This window comes from Arthrobacter sp. R4-81 (assembly GCF_054792365.1).
The window spans coordinates 861982-875457 of sequence record NZ_CP096445.1 but is presented as its reverse complement, the minus strand read 5'-3'; the positions used below and the strand labels follow the sequence as shown (position 1 = coordinate 875457).

The 13476-nt window shown below is 62.8% G+C and carries 11 protein-coding genes; 8 read left to right on the top strand and 3 right to left on the bottom strand.

Annotation, left to right across the window (positions count from 1 at the left end; all coding sequences use genetic code 11):
* The first annotated feature begins 106 nt into the window (after positions 1–106).
* From M1E05_RS04085 to M1E05_RS04070, 4 genes are read left to right on the top strand one after another with little or no spacing between them, the layout of a single operon-like run.
* Positions 107–1129, top strand: coding sequence for an amidohydrolase family protein (locus M1E05_RS04085; RefSeq protein WP_461164518.1), 1023 nt, complete (start codon positions 107–109; stop codon positions 1127–1129).
* Positions 1129–2226 (top strand): maleylacetate reductase, encoded by a 1098-nt coding sequence (locus tag M1E05_RS04080; RefSeq protein ID WP_461164517.1) that lies wholly within the window; start codon positions 1129–1131, stop codon positions 2224–2226. The genes M1E05_RS04085 and M1E05_RS04080 overlap by 1 nt, the downstream gene beginning before the upstream one ends.
* A complete protein-coding gene (locus M1E05_RS04075; RefSeq protein ID WP_461164516.1) occupies positions 2219–3145 on the top strand; it encodes a dioxygenase family protein in 927 nt (308 codons plus the stop codon). Before M1E05_RS04080 ends, M1E05_RS04075 begins: the two co-directional genes overlap by 8 nt.
* Before the next feature lie 9 nt (positions 3146–3154).
* Positions 3155–3835 (top strand): substrate-binding domain-containing protein, encoded by a 681-nt coding sequence (locus tag M1E05_RS04070; protein WP_461164515.1) that lies wholly within the window; start codon positions 3155–3157, stop codon positions 3833–3835.
* Here the strand turns inward: M1E05_RS04070 and M1E05_RS04065 are convergent.
* From M1E05_RS04065 to M1E05_RS04055, 3 genes are all read right to left on the bottom strand, one after another.
* Complete coding sequence (locus M1E05_RS04065) at positions 3801–4670, bottom strand: alpha/beta fold hydrolase (RefSeq protein ID WP_461164514.1); 870 nt, start codon at positions 4668–4670, stop codon at positions 3801–3803. The genes M1E05_RS04070 and M1E05_RS04065 overlap by 35 nt on opposite strands.
* 166 nt (positions 4671–4836) lie before the next feature.
* The gene (locus tag M1E05_RS04060; RefSeq protein WP_461164513.1) at positions 4837–5637 is read right to left on the bottom strand and encodes an alpha/beta fold hydrolase; all 801 of its coding nucleotides are present in this window, start codon (positions 5635–5637) and stop codon (positions 4837–4839) included.
* A gap of 44 nt (positions 5638–5681) precedes the next feature.
* Positions 5682–7049: an MFS transporter gene (locus M1E05_RS04055; protein WP_461164512.1), complete on the bottom strand. Its 1368-nt coding sequence runs from the start codon at positions 7047–7049 to the stop codon at positions 5682–5684.
* 158 nt (positions 7050–7207) lie between these two features.
* Here M1E05_RS04055 and M1E05_RS04050 point away from each other — a divergent pair, with 158 nt between their 5' ends.
* The 4 genes from M1E05_RS04050 (at position 7208) to M1E05_RS04035 (ending at position 13466) form a co-directional block, all read left to right on the top strand.
* Positions 7208–8041: a PaaX family transcriptional regulator gene (locus M1E05_RS04050; protein WP_461164511.1), complete on the top strand. Its 834-nt coding sequence runs from the start codon at positions 7208–7210 to the stop codon at positions 8039–8041.
* A 76-nt stretch (positions 8042–8117) separates the two neighbouring features.
* Positions 8118–9713 carry an FAD-dependent monooxygenase gene (locus tag M1E05_RS04045; RefSeq protein WP_461164510.1) on the top strand — a complete coding sequence of 532 codons (1596 nt, stop codon included), beginning with the start codon at positions 8118–8120 and terminating at the stop codon, positions 9711–9713.
* Positions 9706–11793: an acetate--CoA ligase family protein gene (locus M1E05_RS04040; RefSeq protein WP_461164509.1), complete on the top strand. Its 2088-nt coding sequence runs from the start codon at positions 9706–9708 to the stop codon at positions 11791–11793. Before M1E05_RS04045 ends, M1E05_RS04040 begins: the two co-directional genes overlap by 8 nt.
* Positions 11790–13466, top strand: coding sequence for a (2,3-dihydroxybenzoyl)adenylate synthase (locus M1E05_RS04035; RefSeq protein ID WP_461164508.1), 1677 nt, complete (start codon positions 11790–11792; stop codon positions 13464–13466). Before M1E05_RS04040 ends, M1E05_RS04035 begins: the two co-directional genes overlap by 4 nt.
* Positions 13467–13476 lie beyond the last annotated feature (10 nt).

Below are 13476 nucleotides of genomic sequence, written 5' to 3'. Positions count from 1 at the left end.
TGGAGCGGACCACTCCTGTGATCCTTGACACAGTGCCAGAGTAGGATTCATTATTAGTGAAGTCAATGCATATTAGTGAATTGATTTGCGGCCAAAGGAGCTCGTTATGAAGAAGATTGCCCTCGAAGAACACTTCGTCACTCCGGACCTTGTCGGGTACGGAACCAGCACCAGTTCCATTGCCCAGCCCCAGGCGTGGGCCGATGCCTCGAGGCGCCTTCTCGACTTCACGGAAGAGCGCCTTCCTGAAATGGACCTCCACGGAATCGACATGGAAGTCCTTTCCCTGAACTCCCCCGGCATCCAGGCGGAGAAGGACCCCGCAACCGCTGTTGCCAAGACGAAAACGGTCAATGACTTCCTCGCCGGGGTGATGGCCGAGCGGCCCACGCGCTTCTCGGGCTTCGCCGCTCTTCCCCTGCAGGACCCCCAGGCAGCAGCCAGGGAACTAGAGCGTGCTGTCACTGAACTTGGCATGAAAGGCGCGCTGGTCAACGCCCACACCAACGGCATGTACCTCGACGACTCCAAGCTCCGCGTCGTGTGGGAAATGGCCGAAGGACTTGATGTGCCGCTGTATCTGCACCCGGCCAACGGCGTGGACACCGCCGACGTGCTGAGCGGGCATCCGGAACTGGTTGGCCCCATGTGGAGCTGGGGGATCGACACTTCAACCCACGCCCTCAGGCTCATTTTCGGCGGGGTATTTGACGACTTCCCCAACGCCAAGCTGCTGCTGGGACACATGGGCGAAGGCCTGCCGTATGTCCTGTGGCGGCTGGACTCCAGGTGGGACTTCCACAACCACCACGGCATTGAGCTCGCCAAGGGCAAGCCCTCCGAATATCTTCGGGACAACCTCTACATCACTACCAGCGGCGTGTGTTCTCCCGCTCCACTGCTGTGCGCGATGCTTGCTGTGGGCGCGGACCACATTCTCTTCGGAACCGACTACCCCTTCGAGACCATCGAGGACGCGGCGAAGTTCCTGGACAACGCACCCATCAGTGAATCGGATCGCGAGAAGATCAGTTTCCGGAATGCTGAGAAGCTTTTGCGGCTGGGCAGCAGTGCTGATACGGCAGCTGCCCTGGTTTCAGCCGGAGCCGTGACTCTGGGAACCAGGTAATGACACTGACTTTTGAGCATGTGACCCTGGGACAGCGCGTCCGCTTCGGCACGGGGAAGGCTGCGCAAAACCTCAGCGCCGAAGTGGATCGACTCGGGGCAACCCGTGTCATGGTGATTGCCAGCGAATTCGAAGCCCCCATCGCGGAGAGAGTGAGCGCAGGCGTCGACGTCGCCCTTTATTACAGCGATGTAGCACCGCATGTGCCCATCGATAAGGCAGAGAAGGCCCGCGCCGCCGCACTCGAGCACGGAATCGATCTGCTCGTGTGTGTTGGCGGCGGTTCCACCACCGGGCTGGCCAAGGCGGTCGCCATGACCACGAAGCTTCCGATCATCGCTGTGCCGACGACGTACGCCGGCTCGGAAGCGACCAACGTCTGGGGTCTGACGGAAGCGTCCCGGAAGGCGACGGGGGTGGACAACAATGTCCTTCCCGGAACGGTGATTTACGACGCCGAACTGACTTTTTCGCTGCCGCCCCGGCTCTCGATCGCCTCTGGCCTGAACGCCTTGGCGCACTGCATCGATTCCATGTGGGCTCCCCGGGCCGATCCTATTAATCAGGCACTGGGGGCTGAAGGCATTCGTGCGCTTGCCAGCGGGCTGCCCCGGATCAAGGACAATCCCCAGGACCTTCCCGGCCGGGAGCAGGCTCTTTATGGCGCCTATCTGTCAGCGGTGGCCTTCGCCTCGGCCGGTTCGGGAATGCACCATAAGATCTGCCACGTCCTCGGAGGGGCCTACAACATGCCGCATGCGGAGACCCACGCCACGGTCCTGCCGTATGTCCTCGCGTTCAACGCACCGTTCGCGCCAGATGCGGAGCGCCGGATCGCCGCAGCGTTGGGAGCTGACGACGCCGTCACCGGACTCAACGCTCTCCGTTCCACTCTGGACGCGCCCACTGCGCTGAAGGAACATGGCCTCCTGGAGGCGAACATCCCTCAAGCCGTAGGGCTGATCCTGCCCGCGATCCCTGCCGGAAACCCCCGCCCTGTTACCGCAGCTAATCTCGAGGAACTCCTCCGCGCCGCCTACTTCGGAACCACCCCGGCCTCTGGTCCAATCAGAAACAAGGAAGCCAGCCATGTCTGAGACAACTCAAAGCAGCCAGTATCTTCGTCCGCAGGAAGTCACTGCGGAGCAGGCCGCCGTCGAGCAGTCCCTTGTGGACACCGTGGCCGCATCTTTCGACAAAACGGAAGACCCGCGGCTCAAGCAGCTGATGCAGTCCCTGACCCGGCATCTGCATGCCTTCATCCGCGACGTGCGCCTGACCGAGGAGGAATGGAATGCCGGGATCGCCTTCCTGACAGCCGCAGGCCACATCACCGACGACACGCGGCAGGAGTTCATCCTGCTCTCGGATGTCCTCGGCGCCTCCATGCAGACCATCGCCATCAACAACCAGACCCACAAGAGCGCCACCGAGGCCACGGTTTTCGGACCCTTTTTCGTCACTGATGCCCCTGAGATCCCCATCGGCGGGGACATCGCCGGAGAAGCGGCGGGGCAGCCCTGCTGGGTTGAAGGAACAGTCACCGACACCGAGGGGCGCGCCGTACGTGGAGCACGGATCGAGGTCTGGGAAGCCGACGAAGACGGTTTTTACGACGTCCAGTACACCGACCACCGGGTTGCCGGACGCGCCCACCTGTATTCGGACGATGAGGGCAAGTACGCCTTCTGGGGCCTCACTCCGACTCCTTATCCGATTCCCCATGATGGACCCGTCGGCAAGATGCTTGAAGCAACCGGCCGTTCCCCTGTCCGCGCCTCCCATCTGCATTTCATGGTCACAGCAAAGGGGCTGCGGACCCTGGTGACGCACATCTTTGTGGAGGGAGATCCGCAGATCGACATCGGCGACAGCGTCTTCGGCGTCAAGGAATCCCTGATCAAGAGGTTCGAGCTCCAGGCACCGGGCACCCCCACTCCCGACAGCAGGGACCTGCCTGGCCGCGACTGGGCCCGCACACGGTTCGACATCGTCCTGGCCCCGGCTGAGGTCTGAGCAAGTGCCATGCAGCTAAGCCGCGGATTGTCCCTGTTCTGCGCCATCGCCTTGCGAAAAGCCGTTGAAGAGCGCCTCCTTGAATTCAGGCAAGTGTCAGGGCAGTCGGTGGAAGCCCACTATGCTCCGACGAACGTCCTCATGCAGGAAATCGACGACGGCGCCCGCCCGGATGTCATCATCGGCGTCACCTCAGCCGTGGAGCGGTTGGGAGCAATGGGGCTCCTGGATGCCACGACGCTGGCGCCGTTCGCAAAGTCGGGCATCGGAGTCGCGGTTCCTCCCGGGACCGATCCTCCGGACGTTTCCACCGTGAAGTCGCTCACCGCTGCCCTGATGGCGGCGCGTTCCGTAGCCTACTCACGGTACGGGCCCAGCGGCGTCTACTTTGCCCGGTTATTGAGGGAGCTGGGCATCTCGGAACGGGTGAACCAAACGGCGGCCGTAGTGGATCAGGGGTTTACCGCCTTGGCGCTGCTGGACGGGCGATCGGACCTGGCCGTGCAGCAATTGAGCGAGCTTCAGGCCGTTCCGGGAGTCAGGATTGCCGGACCGCTTCCGGACCCGGTTCAACACCACACCCATTTCTCCATCGCCATGGACGCTAGCGCGTTGGGCCCTGCATCAGCAGAGGGTGGCCCCGCCGCCGAGCTTTTTACCTTCCTGACGGCAGGGGCAGCTGCGATTTAGCAACCGGAACAGTCGCTGCCAGACTCGCGGTAAAGAAGGATCCTGCGGTGCGCATGAACCTGTCCTCCATGTCCCGGCGGACGAAGTGGGATGCGCCCTCGAAGACCTTGACGCTGGCGCCGGCTGCCTGCGCAATCCGCTGGTGTTCGTCGGTGATCCCGGTTCGAACTGTTCCCGTGACGATCAGAACCGGGACGCCGGAGTCGGTCAGGGCAGCGACCAGGTCCGGCCATGGCGTTGTGGGAATGACGTTGCCGTTAAGGACGAGGCGGGGATCGCAATCCTCCTGCGCCTGGGAACTCCGGAGAATCTCAGCCGCGCTCCAATTTGGCCATTCGCGCTTCCTGATGCCCCTGCGCTCGGTAGCGGTTCTTGACTGGACGTCAACGAGGTGGGCGTGAGCGCTTTCGGCCACACTGCGCTCCTGGAAGGGCGTGACGGGAAGCCGCCAGAAGGGATCCTCAAGCAGCACGCTCGCCGGAACAAATGTGCCTTGCTGTAGAGCGGCCGCTGCGACAGCTGCTGCCACAGCCCCTCCGGCGGAATGCCCATAATACAGTGTGGGGAGGCTCTCCAGCAGTTGAAGCTCCGGGGTGCTGAAGGTTTCGAGCACGTCCTGCACCATGACGTCTCCCGGATGCCTCTGCAGATGGTCATCTGACCAGCGGGGGGAGCTTCCGTGTCCGCGGAGGTCGAAGGCAAGGACCGCCCAACCAGAGGAAACCCAGTCCGGAAAGGAGGCCTCCAGGCACGCCACCGACTCCACTAAGCCATGGATGGCAACGACGACGGCCGTGGGCGCCGCCTCCGGCAAGGTCAAGCGATACGACAGCACTCTCTATCCTCCCTGAAACTCTCCCCTTGAGCTCTGCCTCAAAGTCTTCACCAGGGAAAACGTTATCCGCCTTTGCCAGTTCCGTCGACAGGGTATTAAGTCGACAGGGTATTAATAGGAGCACGCGGACGACGGCGGGATCTCCCGCCGTCGTCCGCGTGCAGTATTACCTACGCAGGAAGACTGCGATCGCTTCAGCAGTTCCCGCCGGATCCATCACGTGGACAAAGTGGTTCTGCCCGGGAAATACGGTCTCCGTTACGTTCGGCAGCTTTTGCCCGAGGTGCCGTGAAGCGCCCACCAGGTGGGACGGGCTCACCTCGCCAACGAGCAGCAGCGTCTGGACGCTGAGCGCGCCGTACTGCTCGATGAGAGCCGCAGTCAGATCGATCTCGCTCAGTTCGCGTGTCCAGGTGGGGCTGAGCTCGACCATGCCCGCCCATAGTGGGGATGCCGCCAGGCCTTCGGTTTCTTCGGATGAGATCCTCAGGAAGTGCTCGGCAGCGATGCGCATCGCCTTGTCCCCGTCTCCGGATTCCACCGCAGCTGCATAGTCGGGCAAAGCAGCGCCGGCCGTCGGGGCATCGATGGGCAGCGGCGGCTCGTAGAGCACCAGCGAGGAGACTGCCGCTCCCGTCCGAACCGCCTCCAGGGTGCAGATCGCCCCGTAGGAATGCCCCAGCAGTGCGGCACCCTCACCGGCGACGCCGAGCATGGCTTTGATGTCATCTGATTCAGTGGTCAGTGAGTAGTCCTCGGCGTCGGCGCTGAGCCCTCGGCCACGGCGGTCCATGATGTAGACCGTGTGCGCCTGGGCCAGATGCTCGGCCACACCCAGCCATTGCTCGCCGGTGGAGATGCTGCCGTGGACCAGAACGATGGGGCTTCCCGATCCGAGCTTCCGGTACCCGATTGAGGTGCCGTCTGCGGACTCTACGGTGTGGGTGGAGATGAGCTGGGCTTGCAAGGTGGCTCCTTAGCTTGTCTGCTGATGAGTTTGACGGACCGGGGTCAGTGGATGAAGAGGTCGTTGGAAGTCGCAGTGGCCGCCGTCGTCGTGCCGGTCCCCTCTGTGGAACTTGTGGCTTCGGGCGCGAGCCGGGGTACGGACAAAACTGCGACAACGCCAATGGCTGCTGCGATAGCCCAGACGGAGAAGTTGATGAAGTTGCCCAGGGAAGCCGCCACCAGGATGCCGCCGCCCGAAATGGCCAGCACGGCGCCGATCCGCCCAATGCCGAGCGTGATTCCAAGGGCAGTGGCGCGGGTTGCTCCTGAGAAGTAGGTTGCCACGAAGCCGTTGACCAGGATCTGGGCGCCCACTGAACCGAAGCCCACCACGGCAACCAGAAGGTACATGGCAGGAAGCGGCATGATCCCGGTTCCCATGAGCACCAGGGCAATTCCGGAGCTGGCGAACGACGTCGCCGTGACAGGCCGGGGGCCGAAGCGGTCCGCGAGCCGGGAGGACACCAACACGCCAACCACGGCGCCGATGTTGACCGTCAGAAGGAAGGTAAGGGACGAGGCAAGCGAATACTTGGCAATAACCATGAGCTGCGGCAGCCAGGTATTCAGCCCGTAGACCAGCGTTTGGCCGCAGATCCCGGCGAGGCAGAAGAGGACCATGGCACCGAGCAGGCGCCCGGACAGAAGGGTGCGGAACCTACCGGTTTCAGGGGCATCAGATTTCACCCGGACTGGCGGAAGCGGCTCCAGCCCGTAGTCGGCCACGAGTTGTTCAGCGCGCACGCGCTCTCCCTTGGCCGCGAGGTACGCGGGAGACTCCGGGAGGAATTTGAAGAGCAAGGGAACGACGGTGATGAGCGGAATGCCGCCGAGCGCCAGCATGCCTTGGAATCCCAGCGTGGGAAGGAAGGCGAGGGAGAGCAGCGCGGCGAGGATGCCGCCCACTGCATACCCGGAGAACATCAGCGCGTTGTTGAAGTTGCGGCGGTTCAGCTTGGAGAACTCGACGGTCAACGCGATGGCCGTGGGAATAACACCGCCCAGGCCGAGGCCTGCCAGGAAGCGGAACAGGCCGAACAGCTCGGGGGTTGGTGCCCATGCCGTCAGAAGCATCAGCAGTGAGAAGGATGCAATGGACACCATCATGATCTTTCGGCGGCCGATCACATCCGTCAGGTATCCAATGAGGATCGCGCCGATGAACATCCCGGCGAGGGCGTAGCTGCCGATTGCGCCGGTCTGTACGGGCGTGAGGCCCCACGGCTCGTAGGCCAGGAGCTTGGGAACGATTGCCCCGTAGACCACGAGGTCATAGCCGTCGAAGACGATGGCGAGGAAGCAGAGGAAGATGACGAGGGCGGCCGATTTACGTGGACGGACCGAGGGGGATGCCGGCGAAGGGAAAGCCATGGGGACTCCAGGTGATATACACGACGTTGTGGGTGTTCCAGAGATAGGGGCGGTCTACTTGTGACCTGACCCACAACTGAATGTAACATAAAGATGTTGTTCGTCAACAGAGTTGTTACACATCCTTCACCCGGACGGCACACAATTTGAGGAGTCTTATGCAGTGGAAGCCCAGAGCCCTGATCCTGGATCTCTTCGGGGACTACCTCCGCTACGCCGGGAGCGAGGTGCGGCTTGCTGACATAACGGAGCTCCTGGCGGTGTTCGATGTCGAGCCCGCAACGGTTCGCGTCAACCTCTCCCGGCTCCGCAAGGAAGGCTGGTTCACCACCCGCCGGGTAGGGCGGGAAACCGTCTACTCCCTCACCCCGCACATGCTGGAAATCCTGAATGAAGGCCGGGAAAGAATTTTCCGCCACCGGGAGGAGAGCTGGCAGGGCCGTTGGACCATGGTGATTTACCAGGTTCCCGAGTCCGAGCGCGCCGTCCGCGAACAACTGCGAAAGCGGCTGGCCTGGCACGGATTCGGGCAATTGTCTCCGTCCACCTGGCTGGCACCGCACGACCTTTTCGACGACGTCCGCGGGCTCGCCGCTGAGTACCCCTTGGCAAAGATCGACGTGCTGTGGTGTGGAACCGGCGATCTGGAGCAGGACCGGGATATTGCAGGGCGCTGCTGGGATCTGGAGCACCTTGGTTCCGACTACCGCGAGTTCATCCGCACATACAACCATCTCGACAACGAGCCACTGAATGCGCAGAAGGACGGGCAGACGGCCCTGATTGAGCGCATGCAGGTAATCGGCGACTTCCGGAGATTCCCCTTCCGCGACCCCGTCCTGCCCCGCGAACTGCAGCCGGAGGACTGGCCGAGCAGTGAAGCTTATGCCCTCTTCGGCGCCATCCATCGGCAGCTTGGACCCGCAGCCACGGACTTTGTCTCGGGCGTTATAGGACAGCCTGTTGAGCAGGGTCGGGAGATCCTGATGTAACACCGCATTGACGTTGCCCTGATTTTCGTTACATAATGATCGGGACAGCTCTTTTCAATATCTTGAGGTGAAATCAATGGCGATTCGCGTGGCTTGCATCGGCGGTGGTCCCGGCGGCCTGTTCTTTACGGCACTCCTGAAACAGAGAATGCCTAAGGCGGAGGTTGTGCTTTTCGAACGCAACCAGGCTTCGGACGCCTTCGGCTTCGGCGTGGTTTTCTCGGACGCCACCCTTCGGCGGATCAATGAGGCCGACTCTGTGCTCAGGGACGGGCTGAAGAACTTCGGAAAGCACTGGGACAGCATCGAGGTGTGGCTCAAAGGCGAGCGGACATCCTTTGGCGGCAATGGAATGGCGGCCATCCACCGCAAGACCATTCTGAGGCTCCTTCAGGAGCGCGCCGCCCTGGTGGGCGTGGATATGCGTTTCGGGCAGGTGGCACCATGCCTTGAGGATCTTGGCGACTTCGATCTGATCGTTGGAGCAGACGGTGCAAACTCCCAGACCCGCGAACAGCTGGGGGAAGCACTGGGCCACACTGCCGAGACCGCAACCGCCAAGTTCATCTGGTTCGGAACCACCAATCTGTTCAACGGATTGACGTTCATCCACCGGCGCAGCGAGCACGGAAATTTTGCCGCCCACGCCTACCCGATCAGCGACGAGCTGAGCACCTTCATCGTCGAAACCGATCAGGAAACGTGGCGGAAGGCCGGCCTGGACGAGTTCGACGTCAGCCAGCCTCCCGGGCCATCCGACGAAAAAACACAACGCTACCTGGAGAAGCTCTTCGCCGAAGACATCGAAGGGCAGCCGCTGGTGTCCAACAACTCCCGCTGGGCCAACTTCCGCACCCGGAAAACGAAGACCTGGCATAAGGGCAACGTCGTCCTCCTCGGCGACGCGGTCCACACGGCCCACTTTTCTGTCGGTTCCGGAACCAAGATGGCCATGGAGGACGCGGTGGTTCTGGCCCGCGAAGTGGCCGCCCACGCCGACAACATCGAGCTTGCCCTGACGAACTACGAGGCAGAACGCCAGCCCGACGTCGCCAAGATCCAGAATTCCGCACGGCCCAGCCTGAGCTGGTGGGAACACTTTGGGCGCTACCACCAGGCCTTCGAACCCCTGCAGTTCACCTTCCACTTCTTCTCGCGAAGCATCGACATCGACAAGATCCGGCAGCGTGACCCGGAGCTGGTAAACGCCACAGAGGAGGAATGGCGCGGCATTCACGGCGCCGATCCGCTGGACACGCCCTTGCAGGCAGGCCCGGTAGCGTTCGAGGGCCGCCTGCTGCGCCTGACGAAGAACGGCGACGAAGTCCGCCTCCACTCCGGCGCACAGGAGCTCCCCCTGACGGAGGTGCCCGAAGAAGCAACGGGATCAACAGGTCTGCTCCTTACGGCTCCTGACACCGAAGACGGGCTCAACGAAGCGTTCGAAAAATTGGCGTCCAAGCCTTCCTACGTCGTCATCGCCGGAGGCAGCCCCCTTACGCGCGCCCTGCTTTCAGAGGAGGCAAGGCTCGCCCGGGGCATTCCAAGCATCGTGTTGAACAATCAGGCCGACCTCGCAGCCGCCACCACGCTGGTTCTCTCAGGCCGCGCCGACGCCGTAGCGATCAACGAAGCTTCCACCATCAATGAAGAGAAGGCTTCCCATGCATAATCTTTCTGCGCTTTTCGAACCCGACGGAATCGTCGTCGTCGGCGCCTCCGCAAGCCCCGGAAAACTGGGGGCAGCAATGGCAGAGTCCTTGGCCTCCTTTTCCTCGCCCGTCGAGCTGGTCAACAGCCGCAACCCCGATGGCGCCATGCACTCCTCGGTTGAAGCGGCCGTTGCCGCATCACTGGCCCCCTTGGACCTGGCCGTCCTGTGTGTTCCCGCTTCGGTGACCGGTCAGGCCCTCCGGGACTGTGCCGCCAGCGGAGTGAAGGCAGCGCTGGTCTGTGCCGGCGGATTCTCCGAAGCAGGGGAATCCGGCGCCGTCTTTGAGCGTCAGGTGGTCGAGGCAGTCAAGGACACAGGCATTCGGCTGCTGGGCCCCAACACGTCCGGTTTTTTCGTACCGCACCGTTCCCTCCGGGCCAGCTTTGTCCCCGGTGTGGCCGAACTCAGCCAGGGCTCCGTGGCGGTGGTTGCCGCCAGCGGCGGAGTGAACCACGTCCTGGCCTTCCAGCTGGAAAAGGCGGGGGTAGGCGTGAGCCTTGGCATTGGGATCGGGGCCGGCATCGACATCAGCGCCCCCGAAGTCCTTGATTATCTGGTGACCCACGAACAAACCAAGGTAGTGGCCCTGCACCTCGAAAATGTTGCGGATGGACCTGCCCTGCTGGACGCCGTCCGAAAACTGACCGCGTCCAAACCATTGGTCGCCTTGGTGGTGGGCCGCAACGATGTTTCGGAGTTTGCACAGTCCCATACCGGTGCCCTGGCAACCTCCTGGCGGACCACCAGATCCGCGCTGAAGCAGGCCGGCGCGGTCCTGGTAGATGATGAAGTGCAACTGGTTGAGGCTGTCGCAGCGTTGACCGGGCAGAGGCTCAAACCCTCTGCCAATCCGGGCGTTGGCCTGATCACCGGACAGGCAGGACCCGGCCTCCTGATCGCCGACGCCCTTCACAGTGCCGGCGTTTCCGTGCCACGGCTGTCGGCCTCAAGCCAGGAAACCATTGCGGGGTTGCTTCCTCCGCTGACGTTCCAGGCGAACCCCGTGGATACGGGCAGGCCGGGCCCCAGCTATGACAGGATTGTTGCCGCCGTGGCCTCGGATCCGTCAGTGGATCTGCTGGCCGTCTACGGACTGACCGAACCTATCGCCGACCTTCCGGCGTCGATCGCGGAATCAGGGGCGGCCGGTTCGCTGCCCATCCTCGTCGGCGTGGACGGACCGGACAGCGATGTGGAGCGGTCACGAAAGTCCGCCCAGGATCTGGGGCTGCCGCTGCTTTCGGGTCCGACGTCGTTGGCTCGCGGTCTTGTAGCGCTGGTGGACGACGCCCGGGCCCAGTTCGAGAGGACGGCCCAATTCGAGCGGGACCAGCCTGCCGCTCACACTGGGACCCGCAACGCCGGCGTCGAGGGGCTGGATGTGCAGGGACTGGACATCACCGGTCCTTGGGATGAAATCCGCTCGAAGGAGCTTCTTGACGCCCTGGGGATCAGCACCCCGCCGAGAAAGCGCTGCCCTGACAGGACAGCCGCCCATGAGGCACTGGCCGACCTTGGCTCACCGGTGGCAGTCAAGCTGGTGGACGCCGAGATCCTGCATAAAACGGATATGGGCGGTGTCCACCTGGGCATCACTTCGCCGGCTTCCCTCGACGCTGCACTCGACTCGCTCCAGTTCGTGGGCGCCAAGGAATTCCTTGTTGAAACCATGGCCTCCCCGGGCGTAGACCTTGTACTAGGTGCCCGCCGCGACCCTGTGTTCGGTCCCATCATGGTCCTGGGTCTGGGGGGAACTGCTGCAGAGGTGCTGGCCGACGTCGCCATCCGGACAGTGCCGCTAAATGAACGAACCGCCGCTGCAATGGCTGATGAACTCCAGGCCCGGGAACTGCTGAATGGCTTCCGAAACGGCCCGGTGCTCGATCGGTCAGAGCTGGCAGGCATTGTGGTCAGGCTCGGCAATGCGCTGCTGGCCAACGACGCCATCGCCGAAATTGAAATCAATCCCCTGCGCCTGACCGCTGATGGTCTCGTTGCCCTTGACGCCGTCGTCATTACTGAGGAGAAAGCAAAATGACCAGCCATACCCGTGAAGGAGCGGTCCCCTGGCCCCCGGAAGACGCAGCCATGTATCGCGCGAGAGGTTACTGGGAAGACAGGCCCCTCGGCGCTTACGTTCTGGACACCGCTGACAGCTTCCCGGATCAAGTTGCCTTGGTCGATGGAGATGTCCGCATGACCTACCGGGAACTCGTCGACCGGATGGACGCTGCTGCAGGGCGGCTGCTGGACCTTGGCCTGCGCAAGGACGACCGGATCCTTGTCCAGCTTCCCAACTGCTGGCAGTTCACCGTACTGACGCTGGCCTGCTTCAGGAGCGGAATTGTGCCGGTAATGGCGCTCCCGGCGCACAGGCAGTTTGAGCTCAGCTACCTTGCTGAGCTGTCCGAGTCCCGTGCCATCGCCGTGCGCGACTCCATCAAGGACTTCAGCCACCAGGACCTTGCCAACCACATCGCCCACGTGACACCGAGCCTGACGCACGTACTGGTCTCAGGACAGGTCAACGCAGGGAACGTCGATCTTGACGCGCTGCTCGCCCCTGCCACGGACCCAGCCGCAGCTCGGATCCAGCTGGACTCCATTGCCCCGGCAGGCGAGGACCCGGCCTGCTTCCTGCTCTCCGGCGGGACCACCGGCCTGCCCAAGCTGATTACGCGCACTCACAATGACTACGCCTACAACATCAAAGCCACCTCCCTTGTCTCCAACGTGACGTCCGAAACTGTTTATCTGGGCACCCTGCCGGTCAGCCACAACTTCCCGCTGGCTTGCCCGGGCATCCTCGGCGTCCTGTTCGCAGGCGGCCGGCTGGTGATGCTCCCGAGCCCCGAACCGGGCAAGGCATTCGCCACGATCAAAAAAGAAGGCGTGACACTGTCCGCCGCCGTGCCTGCAGTGGCTCAGCGGTGGATTGAATACCAGCAGGAGCACGACGGCGACCAGCTGGAAACGCTGGAAGTCCTGCAGGTTGGCGGTTCACGGCTGGCAGACGAGATCGCCCGAAAGGTCAAGCCGGTGCTTGGCGCCACCTTGCAGCAGGTGTTCGGCATGGCCGAAGGGCTGATCAACATGACGCGGCTGGACGATCCCGACGACGTGATCTGCATGACGCAGGGCCGCCCGGTCTCGGAGGCGGACGAAATCCGAATTGTTGACGAGGCAGGAAATGACCTGCCGGATGGCGTCCCCGGGGCCATCCTCACCCGCGGTCCCTACACTCCCCGCGGTTACTACAAGGCAGCAGAGCACAACCTCCGGGCCTTCACCCCCGACGGCTGGTACGGCAGCGGCGACATTGTGGAACGCCGCCCGGACGGCAACCTTATTGTCCAGGGCAGGGACAAGGACATGATCAACCGCGGCGGGGAGAAGATCTCCGCCGAGGAAATTGAAAGCCTTGTGTACAGGCTCGACGCTGTGACGCTCGCCGCAGCTGTCAGCATGCCTGATCCCCTGCTGGGCGAAAAACTCTGCCTCTTCGTCACGCTCAAACCGGGCGCTGAACTCACGCTGGCCGACGTCCAGGACAGCCTGCGGCGCACGGGCGTTGCCGCCTTCAAGATTCCCGAGAAGCTGGTGGTGGTGGACGAAATCCCCACCACCAAGGTCGGCAAAATCAACAAAAAGCAGCTGCGCGAGGACGTTGCCCACCTGCTGCAGGCATCCACTTCCACAACGCATCCCTGATTAATAAGGA